This is a genomic window from Paenibacillus sp. JCM 18996 (assembly GCF_055392555.1).
On record NZ_AP043884.1, the window covers coordinates 161,024 to 181,787 of the forward strand.

The 20,764-nt window shown below is 49.5% G+C and carries 15 protein-coding genes and 1 pseudogene; 12 read left to right on the forward strand and 4 right to left on the reverse strand.

The annotated features are described in order from the left end of the window. Positions 1 to 49 precede the first annotated feature (49 nt). Positions 50 to 1,315, reverse strand: coding sequence for a uracil permease (gene uraA, locus ACZ5N7_RS00800; protein WP_464656515.1), 1,266 nt, complete (start codon positions 1,313 to 1,315; stop codon positions 50 to 52). Between the two features lie 305 nt (positions 1,316 to 1,620). Between uraA and ACZ5N7_RS00805 the strand changes: the two genes are divergently transcribed. The 5 genes from ACZ5N7_RS00805 to ACZ5N7_RS00825 all read left to right on the forward strand — a co-directional run bounded on the left by ACZ5N7_RS00805 (position 1,621) and on the right by ACZ5N7_RS00825 (position 8,163). Next, positions 1,621 to 3,813, forward strand: a complete 2,193-nt coding sequence (locus tag ACZ5N7_RS00805) for a RelA/SpoT family protein (protein ID WP_464656517.1) — start codon at positions 1,621 to 1,623, stop codon at positions 3,811 to 3,813. An 87-nt stretch (positions 3,814 to 3,900) separates the two neighbouring features. Continuing rightward, entirely contained in the window at positions 3,901 to 4,341 is a 441-nt protein-coding gene (gene dtd / locus ACZ5N7_RS00810; protein WP_464656519.1) for a D-aminoacyl-tRNA deacylase, read from the forward strand. Between the two features lie 63 nt (positions 4,342 to 4,404). After that, positions 4,405 to 4,569 (forward strand): hypothetical protein, encoded by a 165-nt coding sequence (locus tag ACZ5N7_RS00815; RefSeq protein ID WP_464656521.1) that lies wholly within the window; start codon positions 4,405 to 4,407, stop codon positions 4,567 to 4,569. Between the two features lie 90 nt (positions 4,570 to 4,659). Further along, positions 4,660 to 6,195, forward strand: a complete 1,536-nt coding sequence (locus ACZ5N7_RS00820; protein WP_464656523.1) for a coproporphyrinogen III oxidase — start codon at positions 4,660 to 4,662, stop codon at positions 6,193 to 6,195. A gap of 15 nt (positions 6,196 to 6,210) precedes the next feature. Continuing rightward, positions 6,211 to 8,163, forward strand: a complete 1,953-nt coding sequence (locus ACZ5N7_RS00825) for an FAD-dependent oxidoreductase (protein ID WP_464656525.1) — start codon at positions 6,211 to 6,213, stop codon at positions 8,161 to 8,163. Between the two features lie 250 nt (positions 8,164 to 8,413). Here the strand turns inward: ACZ5N7_RS00825 and ACZ5N7_RS00830 are convergent, their stop codons facing one another. Beyond that, positions 8,414 to 8,833 carry a DoxX family protein gene (locus tag ACZ5N7_RS00830; RefSeq protein WP_464656527.1) on the reverse strand — a complete coding sequence of 140 codons (420 nt, stop codon included), beginning with the start codon at positions 8,831 to 8,833 and terminating at the stop codon, positions 8,414 to 8,416. Positions 8,834 to 9,424: 591 nt separating this feature from the next. Here ACZ5N7_RS00830 and hisS point away from each other — a divergent pair. The 7 genes and pseudogenes from hisS to ACZ5N7_RS00865 all read left to right on the forward strand — a co-directional run bounded on the left by hisS (position 9,425) and on the right by ACZ5N7_RS00865 (position 18,682). Continuing rightward, positions 9,425 to 10,678 (forward strand): histidine--tRNA ligase, encoded by a 1,254-nt coding sequence (hisS, locus tag ACZ5N7_RS00835; protein WP_464656528.1) that lies wholly within the window; start codon positions 9,425 to 9,427, stop codon positions 10,676 to 10,678. A gap of 69 nt (positions 10,679 to 10,747) precedes the next feature. Continuing rightward, entirely contained in the window at positions 10,748 to 12,529 is a 1,782-nt protein-coding gene (gene aspS, locus ACZ5N7_RS00840) for an aspartate--tRNA ligase (RefSeq protein ID WP_464656529.1), read from the forward strand. Between the two features lie 102 nt (positions 12,530 to 12,631). Then, entirely contained in the window at positions 12,632 to 13,387 is a 756-nt protein-coding gene (locus ACZ5N7_RS00845) for a tRNA threonylcarbamoyladenosine dehydratase (protein WP_464656531.1), read from the forward strand. 399 nt (positions 13,388 to 13,786) lie between these two features. Continuing rightward, positions 13,787 to 14,131 (forward strand): annotated as a pseudogene (locus ACZ5N7_RS00850) (AAA family ATPase); the annotation flags it as partial. Between the two features lie 744 nt (positions 14,132 to 14,875). Further along, complete coding sequence (locus tag ACZ5N7_RS00855; protein ID WP_464656533.1) at positions 14,876 to 16,105, forward strand: tyrosine-type recombinase/integrase; 1,230 nt, start codon at positions 14,876 to 14,878, stop codon at positions 16,103 to 16,105. Positions 16,106 to 16,117: 12 nt separating this feature from the next. Further along, the gene (locus ACZ5N7_RS00860; protein ID WP_464656535.1) at positions 16,118 to 18,364 is read left to right on the forward strand and encodes a tyrosine-type recombinase/integrase; all 2,247 of its coding nucleotides are present in this window, start codon (positions 16,118 to 16,120) and stop codon (positions 18,362 to 18,364) included. Positions 18,365 to 18,367: 3 nt separating this feature from the next. Continuing rightward, the gene (locus ACZ5N7_RS00865) at positions 18,368 to 18,682 is read left to right on the forward strand and encodes a hypothetical protein (RefSeq protein ID WP_464656537.1); all 315 of its coding nucleotides are present in this window, start codon (positions 18,368 to 18,370) and stop codon (positions 18,680 to 18,682) included. Here the strand turns inward: ACZ5N7_RS00865 and istB are convergent. Together istB and istA are read right to left on the reverse strand one after the other, a co-directional pair. Continuing rightward, positions 18,621 to 19,400, reverse strand: coding sequence for an IS21-like element helper ATPase IstB (gene istB / locus ACZ5N7_RS00870; RefSeq protein ID WP_464659088.1), 780 nt, complete (start codon positions 19,398 to 19,400; stop codon positions 18,621 to 18,623). The two genes, ACZ5N7_RS00865 and istB, sit on opposite strands and share 62 nt — an antisense overlap. Further along, positions 19,400 to 20,638 carry an IS21 family transposase gene (gene istA / locus ACZ5N7_RS00875; protein WP_464654789.1) on the reverse strand — a complete coding sequence of 413 codons (1,239 nt, stop codon included), beginning with the start codon at positions 20,636 to 20,638 and terminating at the stop codon, positions 19,400 to 19,402. The genes istB and istA overlap by 1 nt, the downstream gene beginning before the upstream one ends. Between the last annotated feature and the right edge of the window lie 126 nt (positions 20,639 to 20,764).

The following is a 20,764-nucleotide window of genomic DNA, read 5'->3' on the forward strand; positions in this document are numbered from 1 at the left end:
ATAATAGAGGATTAATTTTGGGCGTTATATCAGCGGCAGTGTGCTCGAACTATTCGTTGCCAAGCTTCAACACTTCGATCAGCTTGAAGAACAAGCTTAAAAGAACAGCGGCAAATGTGGCGAGTGCCATTCCTTTCAGCTCGAACGTTCCCCATTTTAAAGCGGTACCGCTTAATCCGATGACCAGAACGACGGTGGTCAGGATCAAATTTTTGGGCTTCGAGTAATCGACCTTGGATTCGACCAGAATCCGAAGGCCCGAACCCGCGATGACGCCGAACAGCAGCATAGACACTCCACCCATCACCGGTGCGGGAATGGATTGGATCAGAGCCGCAAGCTTGCCGCAGAAAGATAACACTATGGCAATGACGGCTGCCCCTCCGATGACCCACACGGAATATACTCTTGTCAGCGCGAGCACCCCGATATTCTCGCCGTAAGTCGTATTCGGAGTAGATCCGGCAAAACCGGAGACGATTGTCGATATCCCGTTGCCGATCAGAGAACGATCAAGTCCGGGATCCTTGCTCAGGTTCCGGCCTACGATATTTTCCGTCACAAGCAGGTGGCCGATATGCTCCGCTATGACGACCAGGGAGGCGGGAAGGATGATCAGGATGCTGCTCCAATCCAGCACTGGCGTATAGAATGTGGGCAGCCCTATTACAGACGCGTTACCCACTCCGCTCAAATCTACGATGCCCGCGGCATAAGCGGCGATATATCCGACGATAATGCTAATCAAGATCGGTATGATTTTCAGAAAGCCGCGGAACATGACCGACCCGATAATCGCGGTGAGCAGTGTAATGACGGAAACAGCGACTGCCGGTACATTCACACTCCAATTCGGCCCGGCGCCGGGCGGGGCAATGAATCCGGCCATTCCTGCCGCTGTAGGCGCCAGCTCAAGGCCGATTACGGCAATGATGGCACCCATGGCGGCAGGAGGAAACACGACGTCGATCCAGCGGGTGCCGACCGCTTTTACGAGCAGCCCGACGACGGTGAATACAATACCTGAAGCGATAAAGCCTCCGAGCGCCGCGCTGTACCCTTTTGAAGAAAGCACGATGAACACGGGAGACAGAAAAGCGAAGCTCGAACCTAAGTACGCGGGAATCTTGCCTTTGCAAATCCATATGTAGAGCAGGGTGCCGATCCCGTTCATCAATAGCACTGTGGCGGGGTTGATTTTAAACAGAATCGGAACGAGCACTGTGGCGCCGAACATGGCGAAAAGATGCTGCAGGCTTAAAGGAATGCTTTGGGCCCAAGGCGGCCGTTCGTCCACTCCAATCGCTTTTTGCATAAAAAAGCCTCCTTAGTGTTGGAATATTATTACTGCGTGGATTAAGATTATACCTATCATATAAGAAAACCTCAAATGATGCCATTCCAGGAGGAGCGACCGTGATTCAGAGGAAGGTTTTCTTGGTAAGGAAAGTCCCACTTCACTGTATCAGTGATCTTAGACTTTCCTTAACGTAAAGAAAACCTTCATCAATGCCATTCCTTTCCCGGACAACATTCGACAAGTTTCGCTATACGAGTTGACGTGAGCGGCGTTTCAAAGGCATAATGTATAAAAATCGACTAAAGTGAAAGGGTAGACGTATGGGCATAGAGCAGTTGCTGGATAAAGCGGCAGGCTATCTGAAAGAAACCGACCTTTTAAAAATTAAAGAGGCTTTTGATTTTGCCGACCGCGCCCACTACGGACAGTTGAGAAAATCAGGCGAGCCTTATATTTTACATCCGCTTGCCGTTGCAGAGATTCTGGTCAACATGCATATGGATGTCACCTCCATAATCGCCGCGCTGCTGCACGATGTTGTCGAGGATACGACGGTTTCCCTGCAAACGGTGGAAATGCAGTTCGGCAAAACTTGCGCGATGATCGTCGACGGATTGACCAAGCTGGAGAAGATCCAGTTCAAGTCGAAGGAAGAACACCAGAACGAGAATTACCGCAAAATGTTCGTGGCCATGGCCCAGGATATCCGAGTCATTCTTATTAAATTGGCGGACCGCCTTCATAATATGAGAACATTGAAATACCAGTCCGAGGAAAGCCAGCGGCGGATTGCCGATGAGACTTTGGAAATTTTTTGCCCGATCGCCCACCGTCTGGGGATTTCCGCAATCAAATGGGAGATGGAGGACATAGCCCTCCGGTATCTGAACCCGCAGCAGTACTACCGGATCGTGAATCTGATGCAGAAGAAGCGTGCCGAGCGGGAGCAGTATATCGAGAATGTCGTGCAGAGCATAAAAGAGAAATTGTCGGAAATGGGCATCGAAGCCGACATTTCCGGTCGTCCGAAGCACATATACAGTATTTACAGAAAAATGACGTCGCGCAACAAGCAGTTCAACGAAATCTACGATCTGCTTGCGATCAGAGTCATTGTGGATAATATTAAAGATTGCTACGCTTCGTTGGGAATTATTCATACGCTATGGAAGCCGATGCCGGGCCGGTTCAAAGATTATGTGGCCATGCCCAAGGAAAATATGTACCAATCGCTGCATACCACTGTCATCGGGCCCAATGGGGAACCTCTCGAGGTCCAGATCCGCACTTACGAAATGCACCAGACCTCCGAATACGGAATTGCAGCGCATTGGGCTTACAAAGAAGGCACAAACGCCGCGAACAACGTGCTGGGAGATAAAATCAACTGGTTCCAGGAAATTCTCGAATTGCAAAAAGAAACAAGCGACGCCGCGGAATTTATGGAATCGCTCAAAATGGATTTTTTCTCGGATCTGGTGTTCGTGTTTACGCCAAAAGGAGAAGTTATCGAGCTTCCCGCGGGATCTGTGCCGCTTGATTTTGCTTACCGGATTCACACTGAGGTCGGCAACCGTACCATAGGAGCCAAGGTAAACGGCAGGATCGTGCCTTTGGACCACAGGCTGAAGACCGGGGACATCGTGGAGATCCTTACCTCCAAGCATTCCTACGGACCAAGCCAGGACTGGGTCAAAATCGCGCAATCGTCCCACGCCAAGAGCAAGATCAAGCAGTGGTTCAAGAAAGAAAAGCGCGAGGAGAACGTGGCCAAGGGCCGAGAGGGCATCGAACGCGAGCTGAAGCGGCTCGGCATCGAGCCTTCCACTCTTATGTCGGACGAACGGCTGATGGAAGCGGCGAGGAAGTTCAATTTCAACGACTTCGAAGATATGCTGTCGGCCGTGGGCTTCGGGGGCATCACTGCGGCGCAGATCACGACCAAGCTGACGGAAAAGCTGCGCAGGGAGACGGAAGAGGCGGAGCGGCAGGCTTTACAGCTGACCAGTGAAATAAAAGAGATGAAATCGGCTCCGTCGACGGAAAAAAAGAGCCGCCCTACCCACGGTGTTTCCGTGAAAGGCGTGGACAACGTGCTGGTCCGTTTTGCCCGCTGCTGCAACCCGGTCCCCGGAGACGACATTGTCGGCTACATTACCAGGGGACGGGGCGTATCGGTCCACCGCGTCGATTGTACGAATATTCCTGCCGCGGGCGGGGATGAAGGCAACCGTGTGATCGAGGTCGAGTGGGTGGATGCGATTGAAGCCAATTACAGCGTAGAGATCGAGATTACCGGCCATGACCGCCGCGGCTTGCTCAATGAAGTGCTGCAGGCCGTCTCCGAGAGCAAGACGATGATATCCGCGGTTTCGGGCCGTTCGGACAAAAACAAGATGGCGATGATCCATATGACGATCCTGATCCGCAACATTGACCATCTGCAGTCGGTTGTCGATAAAATCAAGCGGGTGAAGGACGTATATTCCGTACAGCGCATCATGCAGGCGTAGCGTCCGGGATATCTTATGGCCCGCAGTGTACGCTATATTTTTGCCGGAGCAGCGGGGTTAGTTCGAACAGGGGAGAAAGATAGAGCGATGAGAGTAGTCGTGCAGCGCAGCAAGGAAGCTCAAGTTACTGTAGACGGCAATATTGTAGGAAGCATTTCGCTGGGCCTGGTTCTTCTTGTCGGCATCGCCCGCGAAGACACCGAGGAGGATACGGCCTATTTGGCGAGAAAAATAGCGGGGCTGCGCATTTTTGAGGATGAGGAAGGAAAAATGAACCATTCGGTGCAGGACATCGGAGGACAAGTTCTCTCGATCTCCCAATTTACGCTTTATGGCGACTGCCGCAAAGGGAACCGGCCGAACTTCATGGGAGCGGCAAGGCCGGAGCATGCAAGGCAGCTATATGACGATTTCAACCGGAAGCTGCGAGACTTGGGAGTTCACGTGGAAACCGGCGCTTTTGGCGAAATGATGGATGTGTCTTTTACGAATTGGGGACCGGTCACCCTCATCGTCGAGAGCAAATAACGGGTTATTTTTCCCTCAGGTGGCCATACTAAAGCTAAATCAATAGTAAGGAGCTCCTACAGTATGCGCCAATCCGCCAAAGAACGGATCATCAACCAAGCTCAGCTGCAGCTGTTCTCTCCGGAACGGAACGAGGCCCTCGCTGTCCTGACGGATTATGCGGATCAGGAGAAGAACAGGCATTTGACCGCATGCGAAGAGAGAAGCGTCCACTTGAGAAAAGGCTGACCGATTATCGCGGTTGGCCTTTTTTTCCGTGTAAGGGGTATGGTAAACTGGATGAGTTGCAGGGAAAATACTATTTAAGGAGTTTTATGCTTGAAGATTGCTTTTTTCCGAGAAGGATTCGATGATTTTACGACGGAAATTTATCATATAGCGAAGCTGTTTTTTGAAAATGTGGAGTTGGTTAATGGATCGGATGAGGGAGCCGACCTGACCATACGTATGGTGCTTGCCGTGGACGAAGGGTGGGTGGAGTTGAAGGCGGACATGGCCGATGGGCGGGGCCGCAGGTGGGCGAACGAAACTCGCAGGAAGCTCGAGGACGGGAAGACGGATTCCGCTGACCTGCAAATTCGAAGGATCGTGCTGTCCGCTTTGCTGCAGCTCTTCACCGAAGCTGCCGGGCTGGAGCAGCCTTGGGGGATTCTGACGGGCGTGCGCCCGACGAAACTGATGCACAACCTGCTTCAGAACCATAGCATCGATGAGTGCATGGCCATTTTGCGGGAACAGTATCTCGTTTCGGAGTCTAAGGCCCGCCTGCTTGTGGAAATCGCAGAAAGGCAGCTGAAGGTCATACCGGATCTGTTTCATTTGGATAACGAAGTGAGCGTGTATATCGGCATTCCCTTTTGCCCGACCAAGTGCGCTTACTGTACCTTTCCCGCTTATGATATCAGGGGCCAGAACGGGTCGGTGGAAGCCTTCCTGGAAGGGCTGGATTACGAGATACGCGAGACGGGCCGCTGGCTGAAGGAAGCCGGGCTCAAGGTAACCACGCTTTACTTGGGAGGCGGGACGCCGACCAGCATTGAGGCGGAGCAGATGGACGCTCTGTTCGTGACGCTGCACGAAGCCTTTCCCGGCATGGGCGCGATTCGAGAGCTGACGGTGGAGGCGGGCCGCCCGGATACGATCACTGAAGCCAAGATCGAGGTGATGAAGAAGTGGAACGTCGGCCGGATTTCCATTAACCCGCAGAGCTTTACGCAGAAAACGCTGGATACGATCGGCCGCCATCATACCGTGACCGAGACCGTGGAGAAGTTCAGGCTGGCCCGGGAGATGGGGCTGAATAACATCAACATGGACCTGATCATCGGCCTGCCTGATGAGGGCAAGGCCGAGCTTCGGCGTTCTCTGGAGGAAACGGAGAAGCTGATGCCGGAATCGCTGACCGTGCACACACTGTCCTTCAAACGCGCCTCCAAGATGACCCAAAACAGGGAGGAATACGAGGTTGCGGACCGCAGCGAAGTGACGGACATGATGGGTATGGCTTTGGATTGGACCGAAAGGAAAGGATATAAGCCGTATTACATGTACAGGCAGAAAAATATCCTCGGCAACCAGGAGAATGTAGGTTATGCTCTGGAAGGGTTTGAAAGCCTGTATAACATACTCATGATGGAGGAGAGGCAGACAATTATCGGACTCGGCTGCGGCGCCGTATCCAAGGTTGTTTATCCGAGGAACGGTGCTGCCAACGACGAACAACCGCAGAAGATCGAAAGGCTTCCCAATCCGAAGGAGCCTTCCGTCTATAATAGTGCGTACAAGGACTATGTTGCCAGGAAAATAAAGCTTTTGGACGAAGCTTACGGGATAGAACGCGTTAACCATTTTTGAATGCCGAGGTGTGTTATGGGAGAGAAGAAACAAGGCGGGGCAACAACGAAGAAAACGGCCTATCTTGTAGGTTTATTGGTGCTGGTCGTTGCAGTGGGGATTGGAGGCGTTTTGTGGAATCTCTATGGAAAAAACAAGCATGCGGACAGGACGAAGGCGCAAGCGCCCCAAAAGGTCAGGTTGGCCGCCGATATTAAATCAGATTACGATGTGATTGTCGTCGGCACCGATCCTGAAGGCGTAACCGCCGCAGTCTCCGCCGCCCGCAACGGCCTCAAGACGCTAATGATCGACGGGAACAACCGTAAGATTCTTGGCGGACTCATGACTTTGGGCTGGCTGAACACGATCGATTTGAACGAAGACCGCGACAAGCCGCATATCGGCGGGGTTCAAGTGCTGAACAAGGGCCTCTTTTCCGAATGGTTCAAGAAGGTGGAAGGGGATTCTTTCGACGTCAACACGGCAGCCAACGCGTTTAACGAAATGGTAGGGAACGAGAAGAACATTGACGTCGCACTCGGGTTAAAAAGCTTTGAACCCGTAACGGCAGAGGGCTCGGCGCCTGGCACCAAAAAAATGACCGCCATGAAGTTCGTGACGGCGGACGGCAAAACGATGGAGGTCAAAGCCAAAGCGTTTATTGATGCCACACAGGACGGTGATATCGCGGCGCAGGCCGGTGTTCCGTTTACTTTCGGGCGGGAAGACCTAGGAGATAAAGACGCCAGAATGGCGGTCACGCTGGTGTTCAAGCTTAAGAACGTGACTCCGGATGTTTGGAAGCAGATCAAGAAGCATCTGGCGGATGACGGTCTGCCAAGTACGGGCGCCAACGATCTGAGCGCATGGGGTTATGTCGAGATGCAGAAGTACCCGCCGCTCAATAAGGAACGCGTCAAGATGAGAGGCTTGAACATCGGCCGCCAGAACGACGACACGGCTCTCGTCAATGCGCTGCAAATATTCGGCGTTAATCCTTTGGATTCGAAGTCAAGGCAGGAGGCTTTCGATATCGGCAAAAAAGAGCTTCCTAATGTCATGGAATATATGAAAAAGCTGTACCCTGAATTCAAGGATGTGGATCTCGCCGACACGGCCCCTGAATTATACGTGAGGGAGTCCAGGCATATCCAAGGGGAGTACAGGCTGTCAATCATCGATGTGCTGGAAAGCCGGGACCAATGGGACCGAATCGGCTTCGGTTCGTACCCGGTCGACATACAAAGGACTTCGCCTGCGGACAACGGGGCGGTAGTGACGCAGCCTGACAAGTACGCGATTCCTTTCCGCAGCATTGTGCCCAAGCAGGTGGACGGTCTGCTGGTGGTCGGAAGGTCGGCCAGCTACGATACTCTACCCCACGGCTCCGCGAGGGTTATTCCGACGGGAATGGCGGAAGGAGAGGCAGCGGGCGCGGCAGCCAGGCTCGCTATCGACAAGCAGCTCTCTTTCAGGGAACTGTCCTCTAACAAAGAGCTTATCGCAAATCTGCAGGACCAGCTGAACAAGCAGGGCATGGAGATCAAGCCTTATACGCCGAAGAAGCTGGCTTTTATGGATGACAAGACTTATCCGGGCTTAAAGACAGCCGTTTCTTTAGGACTCGCTACCGGGGGATACAGCAATACGTTTGAGCTTGAAAAACCGTCTAATGCAAAAAGGATGGCCAATTTGGTGGGTGGAGCCAAAAAAATCAACAAGGCTGCATTCAAAGGGGATCCTGGCGCAGCGATAGCCGATTTTAAGGATACGGCGGACAAAACGCCCCTGACTTTACAGCAGGCGTGTTATACGGTCACGCAGGCCCTGGGAATGAAAGTGCCGCTCGAAGCCGCGCAGACGGAATTGCTGCAGAAAGGGCTGCTGCAGCAATCCACCATTGACCTGATCTCGGACAAGAACAGCCTGACCAACGGCGAATCGTATATGATGATAAAAGACTTGAAGGAAGCCTTGAAGCCGTGAAGGCAATTTGTAACATAATTGTAATGTGCCTTTCACACTCCTTTAACGTCGGGCGAATATAATAAAAGTCGACCCCCCTTTTAAAATATAAACCTTTGGATAACCCGCGAATGTGTTTGCGGGTTTTTTTCTGTGCTGTAAGGCTCGTATTCGCATTACGCTTCATACAGATGCTTGATACCCGTGACAAAGGCAAAACAAAAGGACCGTCAAGGAATCATCTTCCTAACGGTCCTTTCTAAAGTTACGGTTACAGCTTCATCGAGGCGTCCAGCGAATATTCGCCTGCGCCGATAAACGCCACGCCCAGCGCAACGGCTATAAGGATGACGGTATATTCGCTGCCGTTATCGGTCAGCCAATAGCCGTTCTTTCCGTGGACCTTGACGATCGCTCCCAGCATCGAAAGGATAATCAGTGCGGCTCCGATCCAGGTAAACCAACCCGCCGCGAACAACAGTCCGCCAACGAATTCCATCAACCCGGCCAGAAAAGCCATCGTCACTCCGGGCTTCATTCCCATCGATTCGAACCAGCCCCCGGTTCCTTTCAAACCGTGGCCCCCAAACCATCCGAACAGCTTCTGCGCGCCATGGCCTGCGAAGGTCAATCCTACCACCAGGCGAATGATCAGCAAACCCAAGCTTGCCGCAGCTCCAAAAGACAACATTTAATACAACCCCTTCTGTTTTGTTTTTAAAATAAGTTCTTAACTTACTTTATTTTAGTGATATTAAAGCATTAACTTACCTTTGTCAAGTGACTTCCAAAAAAACACGTTAAGTAAAGCGCATCCAAATCTTGTTCGCCGTTAGTTTGCTCGTTTCCGCTGGTTTTAAAACGATTGGTTGTCTAAAGGAAATGATTAAAAGGAACGATGCTTGACTTTGTCATTTTTCGCGATTATTATGATAATAATATTGTCGATGAAATGTGATCCGTTGAAGGGATAAAGTAGCTCGTACCCGCATACCCAGAGAAGGAAGCCCCGGCTGAAAGCTTCCTTATGTCGAACGAACGAAAGACCTCCCGGAGGACAGACGGCGAACCCATTCTTTTATTGAGTGTTCCAGTAGCCGTTGTGCGTAGGCGGGCGTTAACCGTATAGAGCGAAGCTTGGCCTTAGCGGCGGTGTTTCGAATGTGGGTGGTACCACGGGTGATTTGGTTGTCCTAATCTCTCGTCCCTGACAGCAGTCAGAGGCGGGGGATTTTTTAATTTTACAAGGAAGTTAGCTGTTATATGGAAAGGGGTAAGATCGATGAGCATTCAAAAGCCAAGAGGCACGCAGGACATTCTGCCCGGCGAGGTGGAAAAATGGCAGGCCATCGAGTCCAAAGCGAGAGAGTTGTGTCAAAGGTATAATTTTAAAGAAATCCGAACCCCGATCTTCGAAAACACCGAGCTTTTCGTCCGGGGCGTCGGCGAGACAACGGATATCGTAGAGAAAGAAATGTACACCTTTCTGGACAAAAGCGACCGCAGCATGTCGCTCAGGCCCGAAGGAACCGCCGGTGTCGTCCGTGCGTACGTTGAAAACAAGCTGTACGGCGAACCCGATGTGAGCAAGCTCTATTATATAGGGCCCATGTTCCGCTATGAGGCTGTACAGGCAGGCCGGTACCGGCAGTTGCACCAGTTCGGAGTCGAAGCTTTCGGCTCGGTCGATCCTGCCATCGATGCCGAGGTGATCTCTCTGGGCTATCAGTTCTATACGGAGCTGGGCCTCAAGGACATCCGCGTGGAGATCAACAGCGTGGGAAATCCCGAGAGCCGGGCCTCGTTCCGGGAAGTTCTGCAGAACTTTTTTGCCCCAGTCAAGGATCAGCTGTGTAAAGACTGCCAGTCCCGGTATGACAGAAACCCGCTGCGTATACTCGATTGCAAAATCGACCAGAAGCTCGTTCGGGGCGCGCCTGTCCTGCTGGAGCATCTGGATGAGAAGAGCGTCAGCCACTTTCAAGCGGTAAAAGGTTATCTGGCGGAGATGGATATTCCGTTCGAGGTCAACACCACTTTGGTCCGCGGGCTGGATTATTACACCGATACGGTGTTTGAGTTTAAGGCGTCAGGCATCGGATCCATCGATACGATCGGCGCAGGAGGCAGGTACAACGGACTGGTGGGAAGCATCGGAGGACAGGACCAGCCGGGCGTCGGACTCGGTCTTGGCATTGAACGCACGCTGCTTATTTTGCAAGCGCAGGGTGTAGAGCTTCCCGCCGTTAAGCCGCTGGATATTTATCTGATAGGCCTTGGAGAAGCCGCCGAGAAAGAGATTCCCAAGCTGCTGCACAATTTGCGGGTGAACGGCGTTACAGCCGAAAAGGACTATTTGGGCCGCAAAATGAAGGCGCAGATGAAATCCGCCGACCGCTGTCAGGCACGGTACACAGCCATTCTTGGGGATGACGAGCTGGGGAGGGGCGAGATCACGTTAAAGAATATGTCGAACGGAGAGCAGTCCACCGTGGCATTGAACGATTTTGTGCCGACGGTGAAAGGTTTGGTTTAAGCGCTGTTTGTGAAATTATTGAAGGAAGAGCGGAAGTATTATTTTTAATTTCATTGGAGGATGTAAAACATGCTATTGAAAACTCATCAATGCGGCGAGATTGGCAAAGCCAATGTGGGAGAAACGGTGGTTCTGAACGGTTGGGTACAGAGACGAAGAGACTTGGGCGGCGTGCTGTTCATCGATCTGAGAGACCGCAGCGGGATCGTGCAGATCGTGTTCAACCCGGATTTTAATGAGGAAGCGCTGAAAATCGGCGACAAGGCGCGGAACGAATATGTACTTGCGGTAAAAGGGAAAGTTATTGAAAGATCTGAAGAAACGAAAAATCCTAACCTGGGCACGGGCGAAGTCGAAGTGCAGGTGGGCGAGATAGAAATCATGAACGCTGCGAAGAACCCTCCCTTTTTCATCGAGGATGGGGTAGAGATCGACGAGCCGCTGCGTTTGAAGTACCGCTACCTGGACTTGCGCCGTCCGGAGATGCAGCGTACGCTGATGCTTCGTTCCAAAGCCGCCAAAATCTTCAGGGACTTCCTGGACGAGAACGGGTTTATCGATGTGGAGACACCGATTCTGACTAAAAGCACGCCGGAAGGGGCGCGCGACTATCTGGTTCCCAGCCGTGTGCACCCGGGAGAATTTTTTGCCCTGCCGCAGTCGCCGCAAATTTTCAAGCAGCTACTGATGGTAAGCGGCCTGGAGCGCTATTACCAGATCGCCCGCTGCTTCCGCGACGAAGATCTGCGCGCAGACAGGCAGCCGGAATTCACTCAAGTGGATATTGAGACTTCCTTCCTGTCCCGCGACCAGCTGCTCGAGCTGATGGAGGAACTCATCGTCCGCCTGATGAAAGAAACGACCGGCGCGGAGATCGCCCGTCCTTTCCAACGTTTGTCATACGCCGATGCGATGGGTAAATACGGTTCCGACAAGCCGGATCTGCGTTTTGGCCTGGAGCTGGTGGACGTCTCCGATGTGGTGGAAAAATCGGGAGTGAAGGTATTTGCGTCGGTTGTCGCTAACGGCGGCCAGGTAAAAGCGTTGAACGCCAAAGGCTGCGCTTCCTGGAGCCGCAAGGAGATCGACGACCTGCTGCCTTTTGCGGCGCGTTACGGAGCGAAAGGACTCGCCTGGATCCAGGTGAAGGACGGTGAAATGAAAGGGCCGATCGTGAAGTTCTTCACCGAGGAAGAGCTTGCGGCGCTGAAGGACCGTCTCGACGTGGAAGAAGGGGACCTGCTGCTGTTCTCCGCGGACAAAAAGAAAGTCGTCGCCGATGTGCTGGGCAACCTGCGCCTCAAAATCGGCCGCGATCTGGGATTGATCGACGATTCCGTGTTCAAGTTCGCCTGGGTCATCGACTTCCCGCTGCTCAGCTACGACGAGGAAGAGAAACGTTATGTGGCGGAGCACCATCCGTTCACTCGTCCGAACGAAGATGACCTCCATTATTTCGACACCGACCCCGGCCAGATCCGTGCGCAAGCATACGACCTGGTGCTGAACGGCTACGAAGTGGGCGGCGGTTCCATGCGGATTTACAAGCGCGAAGTGCAGGAGAAAATGTTCCAGGCGCTCGGATTCAGCAAAGAAGAGGCCAATGAGAAGTTTGGCTTCCTGCTGGAAGCTTTTGAGTACGGCACGCCTCCGCACGGCGGGATCGCTTTCGGTTTTGACCGCCTGGTGATGTTGATTGCCGGCCGCACGAACCTTCGCGAAACGATCGCCTTCCCGAAGACGGCAAGCGCAACAGACCTGTTGACCGACGCTCCGGGAGAAGTGGATGACAAGCAGCTTGAGCAGCTTTCCATTCGCGTGGTCAAGAAAGAGAAAGCCTCTGCTCATTGATGAACGGAGCCAATCGGCCTGATGTTTGGGTCGTGTGAATTTCGGTTATCGTCATAAGAGGGGCGGGGAGCCGCCGTTTTGCAAGGAAAGGAGGTTGGACGCATGCTGCATCAATTTTCCCGGACGGAGCTTGCCATAGGCCCCGAAGGGCTGGAAGTCATGAAGAACAGCACTGTAGCGGTGCTCGGCATCGGCGGAGTAGGCTCCATTGCCGCTGAAGCTTTGGCGCGGACGGGAGTGGGCAGGATTTTGCTGATCGATAAGGATAACGTGGATATCACGAACATCAACAGGCAGATCCATGCACTGACGACAACCGTGGGACAGCCCAAGGCTGAGCTGATGCGGGACCGCATCAAGCTGATCAACCCGGAATGCGACGCTGTCGCGATGAAGATGTTTTACACGGAAGAGACGTATGAGAAGCTTTTTGAACATGACCTGGATTATGTGGTGGACGCCTCGGATACGGTCTCTTACAAGATCCATCTGATCAAGCAGTGCCTGGAGCGCAAAATCAACATCATCTCAAGCATGGGAGCGGCGAACAAGATGGATCCTTCCAAGTTTCAGGTGGCGGACATATCCAAAACGACGATGGATCCAATCGCCCGGGTAATCCGGCAGAAGCTTCGCAAGGACGGTATCCGCAAGGGGGTAAAGGTGGTCTTCTCGACAGAGGAGCCCAAGAAGCCCCGACAGGATGTGACACAGAAGATAGTGCCGGAGAATGCGCCGGAAATCCGGAAAGCTCAGCAGCCCCCCGCATCCAACGCGTTTGTGCCGCCAGTCGCCGGACTCATTATGGTCAGCGTCGTGGTCAGGGACCTTCTGGAGCAGGCGGGCGTGGAGTATTAATCCTGTTTTGCAGCCAGCTGGAAGGACGGGAAAAAGCGGAAAGAGCATAGATTCGCGGTGACGCGGTTCTATGCTCTTGTGTTGTACAGGAAATTGTGATGTCTCCAATCCAGAGTCACCCTTGCGTCCACCGCGTTATATCGTGTATGATGCCGTTCAGTTTCCTTCGGATTCCCCTTCAGGTCTAGCGGATCCCCCAGCTTAATCTTGTGGATTTAGGCGGGTTGGAGGTGAATCGTTTTTCCAATATAATTGGGATCGTAATCATAAGGCTCGTCGGAAAGGTCAGTATGAAGCGGTCCATGACAAGCCGGAAGCCGGAGGGTATAATGGAAACATCGCAGCAAGCTTGCATTACCCATGTTACCCATCATGTTAAGAAAAAAGGTAGTGAACCGCATGGACTTGTTTTCATACGCAGCCTCACATACGAATAAACACCAGCTGCTGGCGGACCGGATGCGGCCCGCCAGTCTGGAGGAATATATCGGCCAGGAGCAGATCGTCGGCCCGGGCAAGCTGCTTCGCCGGGCAATTGAAGCAGACCAGGTCAGTTCAATCGTGCTCTACGGCCCGCCTGGCACGGGGAAAACCACTCTGGCGAATATCATCTCTAATCGCACGCAGGGGGAATTCGTCAAGCTGAATGCCGTTGACGCTACCGTAAAGGACGTCCGGGATGTCATTGAGCAGGCGAAAGCGAACAAAGACCTGTACGGGCGTAAAACGATCCTGTTCCTTGATGTTCTGTTAACTAAACGTAAATCATTAAAAGTATCGTGAACAAACCTGAAAATCCAAATCATATATGTATGTATCAATCGTGGACGTGTCTATGCACAATGTTCACGATTATTTTTTTATTCTTCTTTACGGATGATTAATAAAAATGTTAATCATCTTATGGAATAAGGGATTGGATACTATCAATAGGTGGAGGGTGCAGACCCCCGGTAGGAGCTAACGGAAAGTACCTCTATGATAAAACGTAGAAGTAAAGCCTGACAAAAGGAAAGATTCCCCTTTATAAAATAATAAAATATATCCCCTTCCCAACTGCATAAATATTCACACCTTATACAGAAAGTCCCCCCAACAAATCACTATATTCCAAATGCAGGATATATAACTGGATAACCTTCCATTACTGAGGAAACTATGCGTCATACATTTTCATCCATCCCCTTTAGTATCAAGACCTCTGAATTTCCATCGAATTATTCACATTTATTCAATCAATATAAAATTATTTATTTGCGAATCAATGATTTGAACCCTGAGATATACTCAACTTACTCCAAAAACAGAAATAAAAATATTATGTCGAAAACGAATAATAGCTGTTGGATGAAGGGGGTTATTGGTCGAAAAATTAAAATAATCTGGAATCTTGAAGCATTTTTAGAAAAAGTTGTTATAATACCAAATGCGAAACTATATGAGCAATTGTTCAAAGTTGATAAGTAACCAATAGGGGAGTGACGACAATTGAGCTTAAGAGTTGAAGAATCTTATGTAAAGTCAAATGATTCAAGTGAGGGTTATATCCTACGTTATTACATTACAGAAGACAGCATCCCTCTCGCTGAAGTTAATCGGTTTTTGGATAATTGCAGCAGAAACAGTTATTTAACTGGCAAGACAACAGCAGAAGCGCTTTTAAATTATCTTCGGTTTCTTAAACATTTACGGATTCACTATCGGGATGTCAGAGACAAAGCGATTCTTGAGCATTACGTTAAATACTTGCTTGGCTATAGTGGGGAAACAGTTGTTGAAATGGAAGGAGCCAAAGCAATAACCACAGTAAAAAGATATTTGAGTGCTGTCAGCAAGTTTTATCGTTGGTTAGAAGATGAGGGGGTTGTTGATAAGAATCCTGTCCCATACAGTGTCAAAAAAAGTAATGACAAGCGGCAACAATATGTCGATGGAAAATTCCTTTATGGTCAGATTTGGGATTTCAATTTGGACTCTAATGAATTAACACGTGGGCTTAGATACAAGAAAAAACAAGAACATATCAAACATTATTCATCGGAGGAGATACAACGTTTTCAGGATAATTTTCAATCGGCAAGGGACCGAGTAGTTTTTCGTTTGCAAGTAGAAATGGGGCTACGAATTGGTGAAGTGCTTGGAATCCGTATTAATGATTACGACTCTAAAAATAAACAGATGTCCATAGAAAGAAATCAGAATAGAGAGAACAAGGCATTGGTAAAAACAAAGCCTAGAAAGTTGCCCATCACTGATAGTATGGCGAAAGAAATTGATTTTTATATCCGTGGAGAGCGTTCAAGAATTGATAAGTATGAATCAGAGTTTTTGTTTCTGAATCATAGAGCGCCCCATATTGGTAAGCCGCTTACACCAAGGAATTATCTCAAAATCTTGAAGGAAGTTGGCGAAAGAACTGGGTTAGACCCGAAGAAGATTCGAACACACAGCGGCAGAAGCACTGTGGCTCAAAAGTTACTTGAATTACTTCATCAAGGGAAAATATCACAGCAATCAATCTTAGACTTTATGGGTTGGAAACGTATTGACACTATTGAACACTACCGTAAGCAGTTCAATTCACAGGATTTAAAAAGAACTTTGGATCTATTATCGGACAAGCCAATAGAAGGGAATGAAAAATTACCAACTTATGAAAATGTAAATGACTTTCAACATATCCGAGAAATGCTAGACGCTTTACAAAAAAAAAAGTAGAGGATGAGGGGTATGAATCATACAGTAAAACTGATTAAAGGACGACCAGGTGGCTCTCATTACTATGAGGTAAATGGAAAGCAAGTCGAAGTTTATTGGAATTCGAGAACGATTGAAGAATTGGTCCAGTTAGTGACATCGTTACATCAGGTGTTAACGGATTTCGATATTCCCTCTTTTAGAAATTTAAATGAGAAGTATCAAGATGCAACGATATTTGGATTATCTTGCTTTGCATTCACCATAGAATTTGAGGCGTTTATAAAAGCGGTTGGTGAGGTGCTATTTGAACAAGGCATTTCGATATCCAATAGGTCCGTTTATAACTTCTTGCGTTCAGGAGATGCAAATGAAAATAGAACATACGCCCATTCTAAGTCACAGCAGATGTTTTCTCAGGCTGTTGAGACTTATTTAACTGAACTTCGGGAAAGGTTAAAGATAGCCATTTTCAATAAAGACAAATTCTCCGTATGGAAGCTATGCAAGGGTCTTTATATGAGAACGACGGAGAAAGAATTGTGTGAGTTTTGTTTAACAAATTGTGGAGAAGATTTTAGTGACTATGTACGGTTATGTGCGGAGGATTTTCTTAAAAAGCAGAAGCCAATAGGATGGTTGAGCCTTTATAATTATTCATTTTATGGCGAGATGGAGACGAATGTTCTTGCTAATCGTGCAACGGATCTCTTGGAAAAATATGATGGGAATGTCTTCAAACAAATAGCGAAAGAGATTCATTACGCACAGATGGAGGATTCAAAAAAATGGAGATATAGGTTCGAGGATGATATTTGGATTCTATATCGGACGCATTTAGAAACAATTCACAGGAAAGAACTGGATTTCGCAGAATTACCAGATGCGATTAAATATGAAGTGAAATTATACGTTGAATCCCTGATCCAGAGAAATGAAATGCATAGGAAGATCAGTATTCGGTTAAATGACATTCGCAGAGGAATTCGATGTCTTATGGAAACCTACAAAGATGATATCGAGTCCGTTTTGGACATTGACTACTTCCAAGTTCAGCATATGTTTGATGATTTATTGCATATGGAAGATGAAGATGGAAAACCTTTTTACCAGCTTTCTACGATACGAGGAACGATTACTGAAATGAAGTTGCTGTTTGATTGGTTATTGAGAAAGTTCAAGAAAGAAAATGACATAATAAATCCATTTCGTAAATTCAAGGTTTATAACGCTGAAGCATATGTGACCAAAACTAAGTATATTCCTGAAGTCGTGGTTGAAGGGCTACAAAGTAATTTAATGGAACTTCCCGAACCTGTAAAAAATGCTTGGATGATTATGATGCATACGGGTATGCGTATTTCAGATTGTTTGGCATTAGAAGAGGGTTGTTTGTTTTATGATAAAGCTGATCAGATGATGAAGTTAAAGTATATCCCAATCAAAATTCGTAAGTATAGAGAACGTTTGGGTCTTCCAGAGTATCATACGATTCCTGCCAAACCAATCCTGATTCAGTATGTGTTGAACCAAATACAACTTACTTCTGCATTACGGAGAGATACGAATTTCAAATACATTTTTATAACCAGAAACTTACACAATCAAAGAATTACTTTACAGAGCAAAGAATGGATGGCAGAACAAATAAACAATCTGATAAAGAAATATGACATTCGTGATGATTTTGGCAATCTCCATCACTATACTCACCATCAGTGTAGAAAGACCGTAACAACAGAACTTATTTCCAATGGTGCAACATTGGAACAAGTGGCGGACCTTATCAATCATTTAAATTTACGCACAACATTTAGAGATTATAGCGATGTTCAAAATGAAAAGCTTGCGCCGCTGGAATCCAAGTTTTATGAAATCGCAATTGAACGAGTATTTGATAAAGAAACCATCAAATTTTTTTCAGATGAAGAAAAGCAAGCACTTATTACAGAGATTAAGCTTGGTAGTCGAGAAACACCTGAAGGACACGGCGTTTGCTTGAAGCACGTTAGCTTTGGAGCTTGTGCGAAAATGCAGTGTTTAGGATGCCGGTTCCTTACAACAGGACCACAATATTTAAAACGGTTGAGGAAAGTTGAGAGTGAGCAGAGAGCTTACATTCAAGAAATTGAGGATTATTATCAGCAACAAAACATCGAAGATTTTAATGAATATCGGGAATATCAAATGCAAATTGACAGGCTTGAAGTGATTGTCCAAACAATTGAGGAAACGATTCAAACTTGCATTGAAGCTGGAATTGACTACGAGGGGGCATAACAAATGAGTATTCAATTAAATCATACTGAAACTAATCTGGATTATATCGAAAAGGTCAAAGAAAAGCTAAAGAAAAAGGTATCTCAGTACGGCGATTTCAGATTTGAAGATGACCAGTGGTATTGTTCTAAAAAGCATAAAGATACTCGTTATAAACACGCCTGTCAACTGCAAACGAAAATTACCCAAAACCGGCACTTGAATTTTCCCCAAAAGGTGCAAGTAGAAGGCCCGCGTGAGGCCGGTGAAAATCTATTTAATTTTCTTTTTCCTCATCCGGATCGGGTCGGAAAAATCCGGCTTTTTTCTTCTCTTTGATTCGGTAGCTCTCCCCCTTGATGTTAATCGTGCTGGAGTGATGGAGGAGGCGGTCGAGGATGGCGGTAGCGAGGACCGAGTCCCCAAAGATTTCTCCCCAGGCGCCGTAAGACTTGTTAGAGGTGAGAATGATCGAGCCAGACTCGTAGCGCTCCGCGATGATCTGGAAGAAGAAGTGGGCGGCAGTTTCATCCATCTTCCGGTAGCCGATCTCGTCGATGATCAGCAGATTCGGTTTGGTGAGCGCCCTCATTTTCTGCGTAATCGTGTTATTGAGATGCGCTTGCTGCAAGGTCTGTACCAAATCGTGTGCGGTGGTGAAATACACCGTGTAGCGCCGTTTAATCGCCTCCAGCGCGAGTGCTACGGCCAAATGGGTTTTACCCACACCGGGCGGCCCCAAAAAGACCAGATTCTCTTGGTGCTCGACAAAGCGCAGTGTCGCCAGGTCCCGGATGCGCCGCTCTTCGACCGACGGCTGGAAGCCGAAGTCGAACTGATCGAGCGTTTTGTGGTACGGTAAGTGTGCCATGCGGGTTTTCATGCGGATGAACCGGTCATGCTTAGCGGACAGTTCCTCCTGCAGCAGCCCATCCAGAAACTCCAGATATGTCCGGTTCTGTGCCGCCGCTTCCTCGGCATGGTGGTGCAGAATCTCCGGAATCCGGCTCCACCCGAGTTCTTCGAAAGCCTCTTGTAACCGTTCGGTGACCACCATCATTGGATCACCGCCTCATTCAGAAACGCCTCGTAGACCGACAGATCGCGCACGACCACGTCGGGCAACGCTTGCTGGACTAAGCGCGGCATGGGCAGCTGCTTGGGCTTCCCGACTGCGGAGCGGATGCCTTCGGAATGCTTGCGGTCGAAGACCACCTCATGGTGCCCAGTGGCTTTGTCGTGTTCGGCGATGAGCTTGTCCCCAGCAAAAATTCGGAGGCGGCCATTGCGCTCATCCTGCACCTCCACTGTTTGCCCCACATACCGCCAGGGCACCGAGTAGCGATTCGCCGCATAGGAGATCAGGGAGTCGGCGGACACTTTGCGGGCATGCCGCTCCGCTTCATCGAAGGGGCGCACATTAAACTTCTGCAGAACTTCTTGCTGTAAACGCTGCAGCGGCACTTCATGCGTGGTGCCGTGGATACGGACATTGGCCACCGTATCGAGCCACAAGCGGGCTTGGATGTTCAGATCGGTCAAACCGGTAAAGGTGCGCACGCGCGGCCAAAAGTTTTTGCGTACATACGCGACACCGTTTTCCACTTTCCCTTTGGTGCGTGGACGATACGGCGCACAGCGCCGGAGCAGGAACCCGTGATGAGCGGCAAAACGGGCGAACCGCTCATTCCATACCGGGTGGCCCTGATCGTCCACACCGGTGACAACGGTTTTCATATTATCGTAGAGCACGGTTTCCGGCCTGCCGCCGAAATACTGCATCGCCCGGACATGGCAGCCCATCAGCGTATCCAGTCGTTCGTCTTCCGTAAATTCGAGGTACATCATCCGGGAATAGCCAAGCACCATGACGAAGGCATACAGCCGTTTCGCCTCGCCCTTCCATTCGACTTTGAAATGTCCCCAGTCCACCTGCGCTTGTTTGCCGGGCGGCGTTTCAAAACGTTCGGTCGCTTTGGCGAGCACCGCTGGCCGCAGTGGCTCCATGAACGAACGCAATAGTCGGATCTGGCCCATGTAGCCTTTGGCTTTGATTTCGTCGAACAGTACCGCTGCGTTCAGGCAGCCTTCTTCCATTCGCGAACGGATGTAGTCTTGGAACGGCGCCAGGATGCTCGGTTTCGGCGTTTGCCGCTTGTAAGCTTGCGGACCGTCTTCCCGGAGCCACTTCCCGATGGTCTTCCGGTCACGGCCGAGTTCCTCGGCGATTTGCGTCTTGCTCATTCCTTTTTGTGTCATGTGCTGAATCACGTAAAACTCCCCATTCCTGATCATTGTCTCTCCCCCATAAGGAAGAGTGTCTGCCGATTATGGGGAATTTTCAAGTGCCATTATTGGGGATTTTAGCACTGCCGTTCACACGCCTTCACGCTATACTTCCAAAAAGTTAGTAAGCCGTAC